This window comes from Ruegeria atlantica (assembly GCF_013032455.1).
Lineage (GTDB): Bacteria > Pseudomonadota > Alphaproteobacteria > Rhodobacterales > Rhodobacteraceae > Ruegeria > Ruegeria atlantica_B.
Window position 1 is genome coordinate 195217 of record NZ_WQCF01000003.1, and the last position, 17538, is coordinate 212754.

Genomic DNA, 17538 nt, shown 5'->3' on the forward strand with positions numbered 1-17538 from the left:
CGTGGATGCATCAAATCCGCTATAATCAGCAGTGCAACTGAGACGACCTGGGGACAACATGCAGGACGATAACGGTATCTCGTTCTTCGGCGCCCTGTGGAACGGACTGATATGGTTCGTTCAGAACATTGCCGAAGCCTTCTATAATTTCGGATACGCCATCACGCATCCGCAGCTCTGGCTGAATTGGTCGGACAAAGAAGCGATCATGCGCTTTGTCTATTATGGCGGCTCTGTCGAGTTCTTCTTTGTGGTTTTCGCACTCTTTCTGGTTCTGACGGCCATTGGGCTCTATTACCGGAACTTCATGTGGGGCATGGTGCGCGGTCTGGAAGGGTTCGCCAACACCACAGGCCGGTTCTTTGCCTGGGCCGGTCTTCTGATGGTGGTCCAACAAATCGTGATCGTGTTCATGCAGAGAATATTTGCGCGACCGGACATGTCATTTGGATTGGGGATACCGTTGACCCAGGACATCAGCTGGTTCGCCGAAGAACTGAAGCTGTATAACGCCATGGTCGTCTGCCTTTGCTGTACCTACACGTTTGTACAGGGCGGGCATGTGCGTGTTGACCTGATCTATGCCGGGATCAGCTACCGCGCCAAACGCATCGTCGATATGCTGGGCGCCCTATTGTTCATGATGCCGGTGGCAGTGCTGACATGGATGTATGGCTGGTACTTTATGTGGCGGCACCTGATCGTACCGAAACCTTCTGCCAGTGACACATTGGACCGTCTGGTGATGAAATCCCGCGCTCTGCGCTGGAATGTCGAAACCATCGGGTTCAGCCCTAACGGTTTCAACGCGTATTTCCTGTTCAAGATACTGTTGGTCGCCTTTGCGGGCATGGTGTTCCTGCACGCAATCGCGTTCATTTACCGGTCGTATCTGGAATATGTGGAAGGGCCGGAAAGTGAAGGAAAATACCTCGACAAGGACAGCCTTGGCGAGGGTGAAGAAGCCTACGAAGGCGCACATTAAGGACGGAGACCCAGACAATGCTATTCGGACTTGATGGCGTCGAGATAGGCCTCATTATCGTATTCTTCTGCCTTTTCGGAGGCATCCTTTCCGGCTTTCCGGTGGCATTTGCCATCGGTGGGGCCGGTATCATCTCATTCGGGATCATCGCGGCGTTGGACAGTGCCGGGTTGCTGGTGCATCAGGCAATTGATTCAGGCTCGCAGGCCTATCGTGATCTGGTGAACTCGGGGGTCAAACCCGATGTGATATCCGTGTTCCGATACCCGGACTTGCCAACCTATGGCGAGCCGGTCTTCCCGTCTGGCTGGGAAACTGCGCTGGATCGAAACGTTTCGTTCATCGTAAACCGCATCAACGAACGCGTTCTGGCGGGTCAGTCCATTGAAACCCTTCTGGCCGTGCTGATGTTCGTCTTGATGGGGATCACGCTGGAACGCTCGAAGATCGCGAACGATCTGCTGACGACGATGGCCCGTGTCTTTGGGCCTCTGCCGGGCGGTCTGGCCGTGTCGATCGTGGTCGTGGGTGCGTTTCTGGCGGCCTCGACTGGGATTGTGGGCGCAACCGTGGTGACCATGGGCTTGTTGGCGCTGCCGACTATGTTGCGAAACAACTACTCGCCCGAGCTGGCGACCGGGGTGATTGCGGCCTCGGGGACGTTGGGGCAGATCATTCCGCCCTCTATCGTGATCGTTCTGCTGGGTACACTGGCCGGTGATTTGTATTCGACTGCGCAAGAGACCCGCGCGATCGAGGCTGGGTGTTCCGACGCGCTGACCTATCTGGGTGAGCCTGCGGTGGTTTCCGTCGGCACTCTGTTCCAAGCAGCCTTGCTGCCGGGGATCATGCTGGCCTTGCTCTATGCGCTTTATGCCTTTGGCTATGCGCTGATGAATCCCGAGAAAGCCCCAGCCGTTGAAATGGGTGGCGGTGGCGGTGAGCCAATCACTCGGTCAGAAGGTCTCACTTGGCTTCTGGGGGCTCCGGTCGCTCTGATAGTTGGTGCAGTCCTGCTTGGAAGCGTCGGCATGATCGGTAGCCAGAACATCAACGTTTCGGCCTTTTCCGACATTGGTGAGGGAGCGTCACTGCGCACCAATGTTTCGGAAGAGTGCAAGGTTTCAATGATCGAGTTGCATGGTCAATCGGCCTGGGATCAGGCCGTGGCTGAACAGGAGGCATTGGATGAAGCGGGTGGCGTTTCCCAGTCGCAGCGTCTGACCGAAGAAGAGCTGGCTGCCGCGCAGGAAGCCAAGATCGCAGCCGCAGCACCGATCGGAACAGGCGTTGCCGTTATCGTTGTGCTGCTGGGTCTGACCTTGCTGTTCGGTCGCGGCATTGCACCATCGAAATCGACGCAACCGCTGATAGTAGGCGCCATCGGTCTATTGCTGATGCTGCTGGTGGATGTGCTGCTGATTGCGCCGACGACCTCATCGGGGGCGGCGTTCCTGATACTGGCGATACCGTTTGCTCTGGCGATTTATGGCTGCAAGTTCGCAGCTGAACGCTGTGCTACCAATGATTTGATCCGCGTGGTCTTTCCGCCGCTGGTTCTGATCATCGCGGTTCTGGGTTCGATCCTTGGCGGTATTACCAACCCGACACCAGCTGCGGCGCTGGGCGCGGGTGGCGCGATCATGCTGGCGGCCTATCGCAAGCTGCAGGACCAGGGGCGATCGGGCAAGGTGATCATCTGGTCGACTCTCGCTGTCATCATCTGCATGCTGATGGGCATAAATTTCGACCTGCGCATCAACCAAGGCAATGTATCTGTCGAAAGCTGGATCGCTTTCATCTTCGCCTATGCTGCCTATCTTTATGCGCTTTTCGGTCTGATCTTTGCCTGTTGGGTGCTGTTTTCCAGCGGTGTTCTGACGCCGGTGGTTCGCGAGACGGCCAAGGTGACATCGATGGTTTTCACAATCCTGATCGGGTCGCAGTTGTTGAACCTGGTTGTGATCTCTTTCGGAGGCGAGCACTATATTCAGCAGTTTCTGCGTAGTTTCGACAACGAGTTTACGGTTTTCCTGATCGTCATGCTGGTGTTGTTCATTCTGGGATTTGTGCTGGATTTCCTTGAGATCATTTACATCGTGATCCCCATCGTCGGGCCAGTGATATATGGTGGGTCTTTCGATCCCAAATGGGTGACGATCATGGTGGCTGTGAACCTGCAGACCTCGTTCCTGACCCCGCCTTTCGGTTTTGCGCTTTTCTATCTAAGGGGCGTGGCACCAAAGGAGGTGACGACCGGGCATATCTATCGCGGGATCGTTCCGTTTGTGATCATTCAGGTGGTGGGGATCGCAATCCTGTGGTTCTTCCCGTCAATAGTGACAATTGTGCCTGATCTGATGCCCAATTGATCTCTGAACGAAACCTGTCATAAGATAAGAGGGCCGCAAGGCCCTCTTTTTATTTTTAGATAACATTAGCTTGTCAAAGGTACTTCACATGCCAAAATCCGATTTCAACGAACGCCTGAACCGTATTGAAGGCAGGCGCTACTACCCAACTCAGCAGTATAGACCCACGCCGGCATCGAACAGGCGAGAGAAACTACAAAGAGCATTGCAGGCAACCGACCACGCCGGAATATCGCGTTTCGAAGCCTATCCACCAATTTTCAACCTGCTGCGAAGCATGGGCCTGTCGCCAAGACCATTACATTTCATGAACTCCTTGCCCCTCATGGGATGTGGTGCTGGCCTAATGTTTCTTATCTTTGGCGGATTGCTTTACAGCGGCATCGGGACTCATGTCGAACGAGGGCCGTTCGCGACGCTGGAGCGCTTTGGGTGGGGCGGTGTTTGTGTGGTTTCAGTCCTCGGTGGGATCATGTTTGCCAAGAGTATTAAGTCCAAGGCCAAAAAAGCAAGATTGCCAGACTGGCAGGATCTTTAGGTCATCGATTGCGCACACCAAGCGGAACACAATAGACATTCGGTGAACGCTCTGGTTACGGATGACCTAACCTTTGGTGGGGTGGCGGTCAGGCAATTGGATGCTGGCGACCTGCTCGGCAATCGGAGCGGTCGACAGGGGGTGATGATTACCGTCCGCTAGTTCAGAGGGGTTTTTGATACGTTTCCAGTCGCCCTGAATATAGGCTTCAAGCCCCGAAAAACGGGCCTTGTAGCCCATCTTGGGGCTGCCCGGCACCCAGTAGCCAAGATAGACATAGGGCAGACCAGCCTCGCGTGCGATGTCGATATGATCGAGGATCATGTATGTCCCCAGAGAGTTTTGCGGCAGATCCGGATCGAAGAATGAGTAGACCATGCTCAACCCGTCATCCAAAACATCTGTCAGGCTGACGGCGATTAGCTCTCGGGTTTCGGGGTTGGCATATTCGACCACTCGGCTGCGGATGGGGGTCTCCTCGATCATTGCGGCGAATTCGAAGACGTCCATATCGGCCATGCCGCCATCGGCGTGACGCGTATCCAGATAACGGCGGAACAGATCGTATTGCTCATCTGTCGCCCAAGGTGAGTTCGCCCTGCGCTGCAGGTAGCTGTTTCGTTTGGCCGTTCGCTTTTGACTTTTGCTGGGGCGAAATGCTGACACATCGATACGTGCGGACAGGCAGGCGGCACAATCGGTGCAGGACGGGCGGTAGAGTACGTTCTGAGACCGGCGAAACCCTTGTTGTGACAGAGAGTTGTTCAGCTGATCTGCACCTTCGCCCTGTAAGGCTGTGAACAACTTACGCTCCATCCTGCCCTCAAGGTAAGGGCAGGGCTGGGGTGCCGTCACATAGAATTGCGGCGCAATTGGCAGCGTGTGTCGCATGAACGTCCCGTGTTTCCTGAAACGGGATGATAGCAACGGTTCCCCAACCCGCCAAGTGATTCACGTGGCTGATTTTATGCCCGCTGATTGATCATCACTGTACCAAGGAATGAATCCGTCAGCCCCTGACATCGCGCGCTGGTCAGCATCATGATGACCGAGATGATTTGGATTACGAAGAACGCCATGCTGATAAAATATCCGGCAGTGTGCGCCACGGCCTTACCCATATCCATGCGAGAGCCGAAGGCATCCCGCAGTTCAATGCCCATGAAACGCATGCCCAGAGTTGCCGATCCGTTTGCGATTGTGACGACACGGTAGATAAAACTGATAACGCCGTAGATCAGGGGCAGGAAAAATAATCCTGCACCAAATGTCAGGAAAACCGGCACGATGCACAGCAGCGAGATAAAAGCGACGTCAAAGAGCCACGCGATAAATCGCTTGGACGCCACTGACTGGTAAAACTCGGGCTGGCTGTCTGGATCGGGCAGATGAGTCATATCGTAAATTCCGGATATTGTTCGTAAAATTACCCTGTCCCGAATGGCGGGACAGGGCAAGTCTGGATTAGGCGCGTTCGCCGTTTTCAGCTTCGTCTTGGTTTTCGCGGGCACGTTCGTCCATGAACTGATCGAACTCGGCCTTGTCCTTGGCGTCGCGCAGGCGGCGCAGGAAGGCTTCGAAATCCTGCTGTTCACGCTCCAGCCGTGCCAGCGTGTCGGCCTTATAGGCGTCAAAGGCGCTGTTGCCCGAAGGTTTCATGGCGCTCATGTGGCTGTGCCAAGTTTTGCGGCGGCTGCAGGATTTGCTGAACATGCGTTTGCTCCAGATCATATAGGCCAGAAGGGCCAGGCCCACGGGCCAGAAGAAGATGAAACCAAGGACCATGACTGCGATCCAGGCACCCTTGCCCTTGTCGTCAAGCCAGGTCTCGATACGGCGCAGCCATCCCGGATTTTCGGGGACAGCGGTTTCGGAAAGTGCAGTCATGTTGGGTCTCCGGGTTTGATGTAAATCGTTTTCACATTGATTAGATGGGGAGTGCGCAGGTGGTTGCAAGGGGGTGATGTAAAAAAGATTTACATTAGATGCGTCCCGCAACTTTGGTTGACGTCCCCAAGGGAACCAAGCAATTTGCAGAAATGTCTGCTGTAGAACGAAAACCCGCCCCGTCGCTTGCCGAAATTCTGGATTTGGAGAAACAAGTCTGGACCGCGCTGGTCGAAGGAAATGCCCAGGCGGACCGGGCGTTGTTGAGTGCGGATTTTCTGGGCGTTTACCCCAGTGGCTTTGCCAATCGCGATGATCACGTCGGCCAATTTGCGGATGCGCCGACGATGGCCCGGTACGAGTTAAGCGAAACGCAGTTGCGTGTTCTGACCTCTGATATCGTGTTGCTGTCCTATCGTGCGGACTATCAGCGACCCGGAAGTACGACATGGGAGGCGATGCTGATTTCGTCTTTGTGGGAGCGTCGCCACGATGTCTGGGTCAACAGTTTTAGCCAGGACACCCCGTTGGAGGTTCAATGACCGACCCGTTTTCCATTCACCGGGTTCCGCGCGCTTTCGACAAGTCGTTAGGCGATGAGGCGCTGAAGGCGGTCTCGGATCTAACCGCCGAACAGGGAGAACTGATCGCTGGGACGGCAGGTTCCAGCCCTTATCTGAAAGGCCTGATCGAGAGTGAGCACGCGTGGTTGTCGCAAGCTTTGCACCTGCCCGATCAGGCATTGGCCGATGTGATGTCCCAAGCGCGTAGGTTACCGCCAGACCAGCTTAGGCCTGGATTGCGGCAGGCCAAGCGGCGCGTGGCGTTGCTGACGGCTCTGGCCGATCTGGCGGGGGCGTGGCCGCTGGAAAAGGTGACTGCCGCGCTGACCGATTTCGGTGCCTTGGCTGCGGATGTGGCGGCTAAGGCTGAGATCGCGGCACTGATCCGGCGCGGTAAGCTACCTGGGGTGACAGAGGAAGACGTGGAAACCGCTGCTGGAATGATCATTCTGGCTATGGGCAAGATGGGCGCGCATGAGCTGAACTACAGTTCGGACATCGACCTGATCGTTCTGTTCGACGAAACCCGATTTGATCCGGATGACTTTTATGATGCGCGACAGGGAATGGTGCGGGCAACGCGCAACTTCTGTGCCACGCTCAGCGACAAGACGGCTGATGGCTATGTGTTCCGCACAGATCTGCGTTTGCGACCCGACCCAGCGGTGACGCCGGTCTGCATGGCCGCAGAAGCCGCCGAGAGGTATTATGAAAGCCTTGGTCGCACTTGGGAACGCGCAGCTTATATCAAAGCCCGCGCCTGCGCCGGGGATTTGGAGGCAGGGCAGCGGTTTCTGGATACGCTACGTCCTTTTGTGTGGCGTCGACATCTGGATTTTGCCGCCATTCAAGACGCCCATGACATGCGCCTCCGCATCCGTGAGAATAAGGGTACAGGTGGTGCGCTGACCATTCCGGGTCATGACATGAAATTGGGGCAGGGTGGTATCCGCGAGATCGAGTTTTTCACCCAAACCCGCCAATTGATTGCGGGTGGACGTGATCCTGATCTACGTGTGCGAGGCACTGTACCTGGTCTGGCGGCGCTCGCCGAGAAAAATTGGGTTCCGCAGGACGTGGCCGCGAAGCTTACCGACCACTACCGTGCCCACCGTGAAGTCGAACACCGCATCCAGATGGTGCACGACGCGCAAACTCATAAGGTGCCGCAGTCTGCCGATGGGATTGAAAGGGTCGCCTGCCTGATGGGGGTCGACAGTACCGAACTGACCTCCGAACTGACCCAACGCCTGACTGAAGTACATGAGTTGACCGAGGGATTTTTTGCCCCTGGGTCTTCAACACCCATTCCAGCGAAAGAGGCCGATTTCGACAAAAGCGTTCTGGCCCGCTGGCCCACCTATCCGGCACTGCGGTCGCAGCGGGGCGCGCGGATCTTCGAACGCCTCAAGCCCGAGCTTCTCTCGCGCCTTTCGAAGACCGCGAAACCGGATGAGGCGCTTTTGGCGCTGGATGGGTTCCTGTCGGGCTTACCCGCCGGGGTGCAACTGTTTTCCTTGTTCGAGGCCAATCCGCATCTGATTGATCTGTTGGTGGATATTGTAGGCACTTCGCATGCTTTGGCAGGGCATCTATCGCGCAACGCGTCGGTCTTTGATGCTGTAATTGGCGGCAGTTTCTTCACCGACTGGCCGGGTCAGGTGGCCTTGCAGGCCGAATTGGAGCGGGCGCTTGATCAAGAATCTGATTATGAAACCCAGCTCGATTTTGCGCGCCGCTGGTGCAAGGAATGGCATTTCCGGATCGGCGTCCATCACTTGCGCGGTCTGATCGATGGCACGCAGGCAGGGCAACAATATGCTGAACTGGCGAGTGCAATCATTGCGGCAATCGTGCCATGCGTTACTGGTCAGTTTGCTAAGAAACACGGGCCTGCACCCGGTCGGGGTGCGGCCGTTCTGGGCATGGGCTCGCTGGGAGCAGGGCGCATCAACTCGCAATCCGATCTGGATATGATCGTGATCTACGATCCAATGGACCAGGATATGTCAGACGGCCCGCGCCCGCTGGCGACACGCACCTACTATGCGCGGTTCACTCAGGCGCTGATCACAGCGCTTTCCGCTCCGATGTCGCAGGGGCGGCTCTATGAGGTGGACATGCGCCTGCGCCCGTCGGGAAATCAGGGGCCGGTGGCAACCAGCTTGAACAGCTTCACCAACTACCAGCAGAACGAAGCCTGGGTGTGGGAGCATCTGGCGCTGACCCGCGCCCGTGTCGTAGCAGGAGACGAAGGGCTGGCGAACGATATCGAATCTTTCCGCGCCGGGTTCCTGTCGAAGCCAGAAGATCACCAGAAGGTGTTGCACGAGGTGGCTGAAATGCGGTCTCGTTTGGCCGCTGCGAAATCTCCTGCAGGGATTTGGGATGCCAAGAACGGCGCAGGCCGGATGATGGATATTGAACTGATGGCTGAAACCGGAGCGCTGTTGTCCGGTATTGCTCAGCGCGACGTATCCGCGGGACTGGACGGGGCTGTCGTAGCCGAATTACTGGACGTCGCTCAGGCGCAAACGTTGAAAGACTGCTACGATCTATTCTGGTCGGTGCAATGCGCAGCCCGGCTACTTTCCGGCAAGGTCATCGACGCCGACAAGATCGGCGAGGGTGGCACCGCGTTCCTGTGCCGCGCCACAGGGTTCGAGCAGGTCGAGCAGCTTCAGGCTGCGTTGCAGGAAAAATACACCGCAGCGGCCGATATCATCGGTCGCGTCATCGGAAGGGCGAAAGATGCCGCGCAATGACGATCCAAACGATCACAAAGGCCTGATCCGCGAAGCTTATCGGATCGAGGGCATCACCTTGCCCGAATGCCGAAGCATCTTTTTGGACTGGGCGCTCAGCCTGCCTGCAGACAGGGACCAAACGGAGGCCCTGACCGAATTGCACACCCTGTATGCCGAGCAAGAAGCTGATCACCCGATGACTCGGGTACTGGCCGAAGGGCTGAAATCCGCCCAAGCACCGAAACGGCGCGGTGGGTGGCGGTCTCGCCCCCGCTAGGGCTTTTCCCTCGGCCCGATCGCCACTATGAGGGCGCTATGAACCAAGTCATCGACCGTCCCCGTATTCGACTAAAACCCAAGGCCAACGCGCGCGGATTGCGCCACGGCTTCCCGTGGGTTTACGCCAATGACATCGTCACCGACCGGCGAACCCGCAAAATCCCGGCGGGTGCTCTGGCTGTATTGGAGGACGAAAAGCGCACACCAATTGCACTGGTTGCGGTGAATCCTGAATCAAAGATCATGTGCCGCGTGCTGGATCGTGATCTTGACGCCCAACTGGACGCCGAGTGGTTTGAGACCCGCTTGCGCCGCGCACTTGAGATGCGCGAACGTCTGTTCGATGCGCCATACTACCGCCTGATCCATGCCGAGGCTGATGGCTTTCCCGGCGTGATCATCGACCGCTTTGGAGATGCGTGCGTAATCCAGCCCAACGCCGCTTGGGCCGAGGCGCATCTGGAAGTGCTCACCGACGCATTGGTCCGTGTCACCGATGTGACGACGGTTCTGAAAAACGCCTCGGGTCGTACACGCGGGCTTGAGGGATTGGATGACGTGAACCAGACCCTACGCGGCGAGGCCCCTGACGCGCCGCTCCCGGTGCCGATGAATGGCGCGACCTATATGGCTGACCTGACCGGCGGTCAAAAAACCGGCCTGTTTTACGACCAACGCCCAAACCATGCCTTTGCAGCTCGACTGGTCCAGCCGGGCGCACAGGTGTTGGACGTGTTCAGCCATGTCGGTGGGTTCGGTCTGGCAATGCTGGCCAGAGGTGCCGGACGCGCCCTTTCCGTCGATGGGTCGGCTGCCGCATTGGAACTGGCCGCGCAGGGCGCTGAGGCGTCTGGGTTTTCCGACCGTTTTCAAACCCGGCAGGGCGACGCTTTCGATGTGTTGGCACAACTGGGTGAGGAAGGCGAGCAATTCGATGTAGTTATCTGCGATCCACCCGCTTTTGCACCTTCGAAACAGGCACTGGACGCTGGACTGCGCGCCTATGAACGCGTTGCCCGGCTTGCTGCACCTCTGGTGAAGCCGGGCGGGTATCTGGGCCTGTGCTCCTGCTCTCATGCCGCCGACCTGGGTCGGTTCCGCGATGCTTCCTCTCGTGGTATCGGGAGGGCCGGGCGGCAGGCGCAACTGATCCATACAGGTTTTGCTGGCCCCGACCATCCGCAACTGCCGCAACTTGCCGAAAGTGGCTACCTCAAAGCCGTGTTCTACCGGTTGTGAAGGCAGTTCTGGATACCTGCGTCATCTACCCCACGGTGATGCGAGAGATGCTGCTGGGCGCTGCTAAACTCGGCCATTTCACCCCCATCTGGTCAGACCGCATTCTCGAGGAATGGGCCCGCGCAGCGCGCAAACTTGGCCCGGAAGGCGAGGCGCAGGCCCGTGCCGAAATTGCCTTGGCTCAATCGAACTGGCCCAAGGCGCAACGCACCGCTACTCCGGGTCTCGAACAACGCCTCTGGCTGCCTGACAGCGCGGATATTCACGTTTTGGCGACTGCCGTGGCGACCTCGGCCGATGTCATCGTCACTGTAAACGCCAAGGATTTTCCCAAGAACATCCTCGCAGAAGAAGGCCTCGACCGCCTCGACCCCGACGGCCTGTTGCAGGGGTTTTGGCAGACCGACCCGGACGGGATGACCGACACGGCCAATCGCGTACTGGCTGAGGCTAATCGACTGTCCGGCGAGCAATGGACCCTGCGCGGCCTGATGAAAAAAGCCCGCCTGCCTCGGCTTGGCAAAGCCCTGACGACCTAAACCCGGTTCCAACTTCATCTGGCCAAAAATATCCCGGGGAGCGCGAGGGGCTGGCCCCTCGCTGCCTTGACCTAACCGTTTGTTCCCCAACGCTGCTCAAGCGTCTCCAGAGCTGCAATCCGTTCATCTGTTTTGGGATGGCTCATCAACCAGGCTGGAACAACTCCGGCCCGCTGCTGCGTTAAATTTTCAAGCTTGTGAAACAAAGACTTCTGCGGTCCGATCCCAATTCCAGCTTTGGTCAGCAACGCGGCAGCATATTCGTCCGCCTCGTACTCGTCCCCTCGCGATAGGCGCGAAGCCAGAAGGTGCGTCAACATGTTGGCGATCCACGCCCCGATGAATGGAATGAACCGGTTCAATAGCATCATCAACGCAGCCCGCATTGCGTTTTGACCAGAAAAATCAATCATACGACGTCGTGCATGACCCAAAGCCACATGCCCCAACTCATGCGCGATTACGCTGGCCATTTCCTCGGCTGAGACCTCACCGTTTCGGAATTTTCGGTAGAACCCACGCGTAATGAATATTCGGCCATCCGGCGCAGCCAAACCGTTCACCGGATCGATTTCATAGATATACACTGGAACCCGGTCGATCTCGAGCGCGGCAGCCAGCCGGTCGGTCATCCGCTTGAGTGCAGGGTCAGCCAGTTCGGTCGATTTGGCATCCAGTTCCCGGTGTGTGCGCCAGACCGAAATCCGGTACATGACAACGGCGTATGCAATTGCCAGTAGAATGGGGGCAAGGCGTAACATACTTCAGATATGGGCAAGGAATACAGTTTAAGCAAGCTTGCAACTATGCCGACTCACCTTTTCTTTAGCGTAGGCCGCCGCTTGCCCAACTTCGTGTATTCTGGGCCGACTTGTCTGCGCGACGGCTCTATAAGCTCAATCGTTCGTATCCGCCTTGCGCAACTCAGAGCCCAAAACGTCAAGCTTGTTGTAAAACTCCGGATCGCTTGGATCGAGCTCGGTTATTTCACGAATTATGTCCGCACTAACGCTGCTATATTCACTACCTTTCAAGATGCTCACTTCACGCGAAGCGACATCGGGATTCGGGCGGGGTTCATCATAGTCAACCACTGCGGTCCGATACGCTGCTATCACAGCGACCTCATCCTTGGAAAATGCGTAGCGTGGTTCCAAAGCATGCGCGGGGGGGTGATCGCGCAATTTAAAAGTTTCCTCAGTTGTTTTGGTCTCTGACGCGAGCGGAACACTGTAATTGTTGCTCAGGGGTTCTTCGGTTCCGCCACTGGCACCATCAAAATCCAGCTGATAGTCCGTGACCTCTGTCATATAGGCGTGGGCATTGGAATAGTGGTGATAGTCCGGGTTGTACGAGATGGGCTGTGTCGTAACCTCGTCATCGTAGTGATCACCTGGCTCCGGCAAATCCAAGTTCTCGTGAAAATCAGCCAGAGCGTCTTTTGTCAGTTCTGTGTCCTTTGAAGCTTCAAAAAAGGCATGTTCCGCTTCTTTTTGGGCTACCATGGTATCAACTCGCAGCCCTTTTACGTCTGCGCGCAGATCATCGCGGGCTTCTTCATAGGCTTCCGCGTCTTGCAGTTCTTTTTCCAAATCTCTGAGATCGTCATCATAATTTGGATCACTCGGGTCAAGGTCGGCGATATCATCCGCAATTTCATCGCTGCTGCGCCCGTCATAGCTTTCGTTCAAGTCACGCAGATCGTGTCGGGCATCATACAGGTCGGATCGAAGGTCGTAATACTCATTTGCGGCAGACTGGTATGTGGCGATTTTCCCTACATTGCTGTTGGGGGCTGCGTTCCTTAGGGCTGGAGCTGCTGCATTCGACGCATTCAGGTTGCGTAACTTGTCCGAGCCGTAGGGATCAGTAATTGCCGCCACAAGTGGGTCGCCATAATAACGTTTCCCGCGGTGTTTGCCGCTATACTCGGCATTTTCATAGCGAAGCCGATAATCGGTTTCTGTTGGCTGATACTTTCGGGCTTGTGCATCGTGATGGTAACTCGGATCGTAACCTACGGGCTGTATCGTCACGTCGTCTTGGTAGGGGGCTTTGGGCTGCGGTAAACCTAGGTTGGAATGAAAGTCTCCAAGCGCATCGGGTGTTAAAGTCTGCCCCTTGGAGGCATCAAAGAAAGCAGATTCTGCTTGGTAAAGTGCCTCTTTGGTTTCGGACTTAATACCTGCGATATTTTCGTGCAGATTGTCTCGGGCTTCTTCATAGGCTTCTGCGTCTTGCAGTTCTTTTTCCAAATCTCTGAGATCGTCATCATAATTTGGATCACTCGGATCAAGGTCAGCGATATCATCCGCAATCTCATCGCTGCTGCGCCCGTCATAGCTTTCGTTCAACTCACGCAGATCGCGCCGGGCATCATATAGGTCGGATCGCAGGTCGTAATACTCATATGCCGCCGCTTGATATGTTGCGATCTTCCCTACATTGCTGTTTGGGGCTGCGTTCCTGAGCGCTGGGTAGGCTGCATTCGACGCATTCAGGTTGCGCAGCTTGTCCGAGCCGTAGGGGTCAGTAATCTTCGCCACAAGCGGGTCTCGATAGTAGTGTTTGCTGCTACGCGTAACGGGGCGAAGTGATTTTTCGAGCGGTTTGATTGAAGCTTTTTTAGTGGCCTTTTTGGGGGTTGTTACAGCGTTTCGTCTGGGCTTTGTGCTCTGTTTTATGCCGAATAGTTCTTGAACATCGCGTTTGAATTCGCGCCCAAAGTCAGACAGTGAAGTTTTCTGAAGTTTTCCGCTGCCCGTTTTTGAACTGCGCGCACCGTTGTTCTTAAGTTTAATTCTCTTTCCGTATTGAGTTTTCTGAGACTTTGGTTTGAACTGACTTGCTTCGGATGCTTTGCTGGCGTTGCTGCCACCGCCGCCTTTACCTTTGCCCTTCCCATTTCCCTTACCGTTTTCACTTTTCGCAAAGGCGGTGTCAGGTGTCAGGACAAAGGCGACAATAGCCACGGATGAACAAAAAAGTGACGCGGATGTCACGGTAGAAATAAGAAAAGTTCGTATACTAAAATTGGTCATTTTAGCCCCCCAGCCACAACCAAGGCTAAACATATCATAAAATTCGGATCCGTAGGGGTTTTTTGGCCAATTGTTTCAGAATGGCGGATAAAGCCCTGTAGGATAGGGAAAATACGCGTTTTTGTTTCTGATTTTGACGATAATTTTGAAAACTGCCGGTCTGCTACGTTCTAGCGCGTCAGCTCTCGCATGCCCTGATCTAGCCCGGCCAACGTCATCGGCACCATGCGATCTTCGAAGATCTCTTGGATCATGCCGACGGATTGGGTGTATTTCCAGTATTTCTTAGGCGCCGGATTAATCCACAGGTTTGATGGCCATTGCTCGCGCGCTCGCTGCAGCCAGACCTGACCGGCTTCTTGGTTCCAATGCTCATTTGCGCCGCCAGGATAGGCTATTTCGTAGGGGCTCATTGAGGCGTCGCCGACGAAGATACATTTGTAGTCCGAGCCGTAGGTCCGCAGCACTTCATGTGTTGGGGTTTGTTGATCCCAGCGGCGGCGATTGTCGCGCCAGACACCTTCGTAGAGGCAATTGTGGAAATAGTAATATTCCAAATGCTTGAACTCGGTCCGGGCGGCCGAGAACAGCTCTTCAACTACCTTGATATGAGGGTCCATCGAGCCGCCGACATCCAGAAACAACAGCACCTTAACCGCGTTGTGACGCTCAGGCCGGGTTTTGACATCCAGATAGCCATGCTCGGCCGTGGCGCGGATGGTACCGTCCAGATCAAGTTCCTCTGCCGCCCCCTCGCGCACCCAGCGGCGCAGGCGTTTTAGGGCGACCTTGATATTCCGTGTTCCTAGCTCGACTGTGTCATCCAAGTTCTTGAATTCGCGCTTATCCCAGACTTTGACTGCGCGTTGGTGGCGGCTTTCCTTCTGGCCAATGCGCACACCTTCGGGGTTGTACCCGTAGGCGCCGAACGGGGATGTCCCGGCTGTACCAATCCATTTGTTGCCACCCTGATGGCGACCTTGCTGTTCCTTCAGGCGCTCACGCAGCGTCTCCATAAGCTTGTCGAAACCGCCAAGGGCTTCAATTTCCGCCTTTTCTTCTTCGGACAGGTGCTTTTCGGCCATTTTGGCCAGCCAGTCGGCAGGGATATCAACCGCTTCCAAAACCTGATCGAAGCTGATCTGGTCCAGGCCTTCGAAACTGGCGGCAAATGCGCGGTCGAACTTGTCGATGTTGCGCTCGTCTTTCACCATCGAGACGCGGGCAAGGTAGTAGAATGCCTCGACATCATAGGTGGCCAATCCCTTTTTCATACCCTCCAGAAAAGTCAGATATTCGCGCAAAGATACGGGAATGCCTGCTATCCGTAGGTTTTCGAAAAAGGGTATGAACATAAGTTACACCAAGAATCGGACAAGGATCAGCGACAGAACCAGACCGATCAGGGCAAACCCAATACCATAACCCGCCGCATATTGGGCAATATCCGCCCCGCTGCCTTTGCGTTTGCGTGCAGTCAGGGCCCCAAGGATTGCCCCCAGTATCGCCATTCCCAAAACTACGACCATGCGTTATCCGCCTCTGTTTTTATTTCGGGGGCCTTCAGCAACGTCCTGCATCAGCGACCGAACCACCGTTTCCGAGCCGAACCCGTAGCGCGCCCATGCAAGGCTGTCCAGCCTGACGGAACGTGCCTGATCGGTCCGACCGGCCTGATTGAGCGCCTCAGATTTCAGCAGCAACAGAGTTGCCAGTTGCGACGCATTCTCGGCCCGCATCATAACGTCGATTGCCCTGTCCAATTCGGGTAGGATTTCGGGTCCTTTGCCTCGTGCCAGTGAATAGGCGGCGGTTTGGGTGGTCACATAAGCCTGATGAACCTCGGTTCCCGGGGTGGTGCGAAGGTATTGCAAGGCTATCTGATAGTTCCGAAGGGCTTCTTGCGGGTTGTCGAACTGACCCATACGCCCCATCACATAGTAGGGGTAGGCGCGGCGGTGGTCGGTCCAGCCTTGTTCCTGCCCGATCCGGGCGGCATATTGGGCGGCCCGCAAACGCCGCTGATACCCCAATTGCGGACGCAGAGATTTCTGAATTGCATTGATCCAATCGCGCGGCGTTTCAGATATCTGCTGCGCGGGCAGGGCGTTTCCACGGGGATTCAGGCGGCTCAGGACGCCGGGCAAGACGGCCTGAACCTGTTCCTTGGTCATGCCACTGCGCAGTTCAGGTGAATAGGCCGCGCGAAGGATCAGCATGTCAAATCCGGTCAGAACGGTGTGGATGTTGTCATCGTTGAACACCGAATCCGGCAGGTGATACAGATCGTTCAAGGGCCCCAGCGCCTGGGCGATCTCTTCATGCAGGCAATCGCGCTTTTCCTGCGGGCTGACGTCGTAGGGGATGAAAATACCCAGACGTTCCCGGCTTCGCAGGCGGCTCCAGCTGCTTTTCTGTTTACGCCGGTCGCGACGGTATTCTTCAAAACTCGACGAGTTTGGCACCACAAAACAGGCCGCCTGTGGCAGGATGGCGTGAATCTGATCCTGACTGACGGCTTCGATAGTGATGTTGGCCAAACCGTCCGAAATCTGGCGGATGTCAATTCTTGCTTCGCGGCGCAGACGGTTCAGTAGCTGCGTCAAGTCGCGCTGCATCGATGGTGTGGGTGATCCGGTAAGACGTACTGTGATGGGTGTTTCGAACCGTGTGAACACAGGGAGTTGGGCGCCGCCTTCCAGCGCAAAATGCAGCGAGACGAAATCCGCAGCAATATTCGCATTTGACCTAGCCGGAGGCGACGGTTGGGCGCGGGTGAACGCCTTGGCCGGAGGCAAGGTCTCTTCGATGGCTTTCACGCGGGTTGGCACCTCGGTCGGTTCCACCGTTGCGCAGCCTGCCAGTACCACACCGGCAAAAAGGGCCACCCAGCGCATCATGGTCGTTGATATCTTATGAACGGCGTTTGCTTGCCTATGCGGTCATAGAGCCTGCGGGCGGTGTGGTTGAAATCCTGTGTAAGCCAATAGACCGAGGGGGCACCTTGTCGGTCGGCCTCATCATAAACGGCCTGGATCAGGGCTCGTCCTACACCAGTGCCGCGCGCTTGTGGCTGAGCGAAGAGATCCTGCAGATAGCAGACGGGCTCAACCTTCCAAGCATGGCGGTGAAAAAGGTAATGTGTCAGTCCAACCAATGTTTCATCTTGTTCCGCAACAAAACACGAGAAATCATGCGGATCGTCCCCTAGTAGACGCGCAAAAGTACTGTCATAGACTTCGTCTGGGACTGTCGTCTCATAGAAGGCCAGATAATCGCGCCACATGTCAGACCAATCTGGGCGATCTTCGGGCCGCAGCGCGCGGATGGTCAGTGTGTTAGCCAATC

The 17538-nt window shown here is 56.0% G+C and carries 17 protein-coding genes; 8 read left to right on the forward strand and 9 right to left on the reverse strand.

Features of this window, described 5'->3' with window-relative positions:
• Positions 1-58 precede the first annotated feature (58 nt).
• The 3 genes from GOW93_RS07820 to GOW93_RS07830 all read left to right on the forward strand — a co-directional run bounded on the left by GOW93_RS07820 (position 59) and on the right by GOW93_RS07830 (position 3895).
• The gene (locus tag GOW93_RS07820; RefSeq protein ID WP_170382872.1) at positions 59-985 is read left to right on the forward strand and encodes a TRAP transporter small permease subunit; all 927 of its coding nucleotides are present in this window, start codon (positions 59-61) and stop codon (positions 983-985) included.
• Between the two features lie 17 nt (positions 986-1002).
• Entirely contained in the window at positions 1003-3357 is a 2355-nt protein-coding gene (locus tag GOW93_RS07825) for a TRAP transporter large permease subunit (RefSeq protein WP_170382874.1), read from the forward strand.
• Positions 3358-3445: 88 nt separating this feature from the next.
• Positions 3446-3895, forward strand: a complete 450-nt coding sequence (locus GOW93_RS07830) for a DUF6404 family protein (RefSeq protein WP_170382876.1) — start codon at positions 3446-3448, stop codon at positions 3893-3895.
• A gap of 66 nt (positions 3896-3961) precedes the next feature.
• Here the strand turns inward: GOW93_RS07830 and GOW93_RS07835 are convergent, their stop codons facing one another.
• The 3 genes from GOW93_RS07835 to GOW93_RS07845 all read right to left on the reverse strand — a co-directional run bounded on the left by GOW93_RS07835 (position 3962) and on the right by GOW93_RS07845 (position 5782).
• Positions 3962-4786, reverse strand: coding sequence for an arginyltransferase (locus GOW93_RS07835; RefSeq protein ID WP_170382878.1), 825 nt, complete (start codon positions 4784-4786; stop codon positions 3962-3964).
• Positions 4787-4860: 74 nt separating this feature from the next.
• Complete coding sequence (locus GOW93_RS07840) at positions 4861-5292, reverse strand: RDD family protein (RefSeq protein ID WP_170382880.1); 432 nt, start codon at positions 5290-5292, stop codon at positions 4861-4863.
• A 67-nt stretch (positions 5293-5359) separates the two neighbouring features.
• Positions 5360-5782, reverse strand: coding sequence for a DUF2852 domain-containing protein (locus GOW93_RS07845; RefSeq protein ID WP_170382881.1), 423 nt, complete (start codon positions 5780-5782; stop codon positions 5360-5362).
• 152 nt (positions 5783-5934) lie between these two features.
• Here GOW93_RS07845 and GOW93_RS07850 point away from each other — a divergent pair, with 152 nt between their 5' ends.
• From GOW93_RS07850 to GOW93_RS07870, 5 genes are read left to right on the forward strand one after another with little or no spacing between them, the layout of a single operon-like run.
• Positions 5935-6324 (forward strand): nuclear transport factor 2 family protein, encoded by a 390-nt coding sequence (locus GOW93_RS07850; protein ID WP_170382883.1) that lies wholly within the window; start codon positions 5935-5937, stop codon positions 6322-6324.
• Positions 6321-9110 (forward strand): glutamine-synthetase adenylyltransferase, encoded by a 2790-nt coding sequence (locus GOW93_RS07855; RefSeq protein ID WP_170382885.1) that lies wholly within the window; start codon positions 6321-6323, stop codon positions 9108-9110. Before GOW93_RS07850 ends, GOW93_RS07855 begins: the two co-directional genes overlap by 4 nt.
• Positions 9097-9369 carry a hypothetical protein gene (locus GOW93_RS07860; RefSeq protein ID WP_170382887.1) on the forward strand — a complete coding sequence of 91 codons (273 nt, stop codon included), beginning with the start codon at positions 9097-9099 and terminating at the stop codon, positions 9367-9369. The genes GOW93_RS07855 and GOW93_RS07860 overlap by 14 nt, the downstream gene beginning before the upstream one ends.
• 38 nt (positions 9370-9407) lie before the next feature.
• Positions 9408-10610, forward strand: coding sequence for an RSP_2647 family RNA methyltransferase (locus GOW93_RS07865; RefSeq protein ID WP_170382889.1), 1203 nt, complete (start codon positions 9408-9410; stop codon positions 10608-10610).
• Positions 10607-11149, forward strand: a complete 543-nt coding sequence (locus GOW93_RS07870; RefSeq protein ID WP_170382891.1) for an RSP_2648 family PIN domain-containing protein — start codon at positions 10607-10609, stop codon at positions 11147-11149. The genes GOW93_RS07865 and GOW93_RS07870 overlap by 4 nt, the downstream gene beginning before the upstream one ends.
• Positions 11150-11220: 71 nt before the next feature.
• Here the strand turns inward: GOW93_RS07870 and GOW93_RS07875 are convergent, their stop codons facing one another.
• The 6 genes from GOW93_RS07875 to GOW93_RS07900 all read right to left on the reverse strand — a co-directional run bounded on the left by GOW93_RS07875 (position 11221) and on the right by GOW93_RS07900 (position 17536).
• On the reverse strand, positions 11221-11910 hold the full coding sequence (locus tag GOW93_RS07875) for a M48 family metallopeptidase (RefSeq protein ID WP_170382893.1): 690 nt from the start codon (positions 11908-11910) through the stop codon (positions 11221-11223).
• A gap of 135 nt (positions 11911-12045) precedes the next feature.
• Positions 12046-14190: a hypothetical protein gene (locus GOW93_RS07880; protein ID WP_170382895.1), complete on the reverse strand. Its 2145-nt coding sequence runs from the start codon at positions 14188-14190 to the stop codon at positions 12046-12048.
• 170 nt (positions 14191-14360) lie between these two features.
• A complete protein-coding gene (locus GOW93_RS07885; protein WP_170382897.1) occupies positions 14361-15545 on the reverse strand; it encodes a vWA domain-containing protein in 1185 nt (394 codons plus the stop codon).
• Between the two features lie 3 nt (positions 15546-15548).
• Positions 15549-15719, reverse strand: a complete 171-nt coding sequence (locus GOW93_RS07890; RefSeq protein WP_170382899.1) for a hypothetical protein — start codon at positions 15717-15719, stop codon at positions 15549-15551.
• A 3-nt stretch (positions 15720-15722) separates the two neighbouring features.
• Entirely contained in the window at positions 15723-17090 is a 1368-nt protein-coding gene (locus GOW93_RS07895) for a DUF2927 domain-containing protein (protein WP_170382901.1), read from the reverse strand.
• On the reverse strand, positions 17087-17536 hold the full coding sequence (locus tag GOW93_RS07900) for a GNAT family N-acetyltransferase (RefSeq protein ID WP_170382903.1): 450 nt from the start codon (positions 17534-17536) through the stop codon (positions 17087-17089). Before GOW93_RS07900 ends, GOW93_RS07895 begins: the two co-directional genes overlap by 4 nt.
• Positions 17537-17538 lie beyond the last annotated feature (2 nt).

Bases quoted from the DNA above. Each gene is read 5' to 3' on its own strand.
- GOW93_RS07820 (WP_170382872.1), top strand. From the start codon at position 59: ATGCAGGACGATAACGGTATCTCGTTCTTCGGCGCCCTGTGGAACGGA.
- GOW93_RS07825 (WP_170382874.1), top strand. From the start codon at position 1,003: ATGCTATTCGGACTTGATGGCGTCGAGATAGGCCTCATTATCGTATTC.
- GOW93_RS07830 (WP_170382876.1), top strand. From the start codon at position 3,446: ATGCCAAAATCCGATTTCAACGAACGCCTGAACCGTATTGAAGGCAGG.
- GOW93_RS07835 (WP_170382878.1), bottom strand. From the start codon at position 4,786: ATGCGACACACGCTGCCAATTGCGCCGCAATTCTATGTGACGGCACCC.
- GOW93_RS07840 (WP_170382880.1), bottom strand. From the start codon at position 5,292: ATGACTCATCTGCCCGATCCAGACAGCCAGCCCGAGTTTTACCAGTCA.
- GOW93_RS07845 (WP_170382881.1), bottom strand. From the start codon at position 5,782: ATGACTGCACTTTCCGAAACCGCTGTCCCCGAAAATCCGGGATGGCTG.
- GOW93_RS07850 (WP_170382883.1), top strand. From the start codon at position 5,935: ATGTCTGCTGTAGAACGAAAACCCGCCCCGTCGCTTGCCGAAATTCTG.
- GOW93_RS07855 (WP_170382885.1), top strand. From the start codon at position 6,321: ATGACCGACCCGTTTTCCATTCACCGGGTTCCGCGCGCTTTCGACAAG.
- GOW93_RS07860 (WP_170382887.1), top strand. From the start codon at position 9,097: ATGCCGCGCAATGACGATCCAAACGATCACAAAGGCCTGATCCGCGAA.
- GOW93_RS07865 (WP_170382889.1), top strand. From the start codon at position 9,408: ATGAACCAAGTCATCGACCGTCCCCGTATTCGACTAAAACCCAAGGCC.
- GOW93_RS07875 (WP_170382893.1), bottom strand. From the start codon at position 11,910: ATGTTACGCCTTGCCCCCATTCTACTGGCAATTGCATACGCCGTTGTC.
- GOW93_RS07880 (WP_170382895.1), bottom strand. From the start codon at position 14,190: ATGACCAATTTTAGTATACGAACTTTTCTTATTTCTACCGTGACATCC.
- GOW93_RS07885 (WP_170382897.1), bottom strand. From the start codon at position 15,545: ATGTTCATACCCTTTTTCGAAAACCTACGGATAGCAGGCATTCCCGTA.
- GOW93_RS07890 (WP_170382899.1), bottom strand. From the start codon at position 15,719: ATGGTCGTAGTTTTGGGAATGGCGATACTGGGGGCAATCCTTGGGGCC.
- GOW93_RS07895 (WP_170382901.1), bottom strand. From the start codon at position 17,090: ATGATGCGCTGGGTGGCCCTTTTTGCCGGTGTGGTACTGGCAGGCTGC.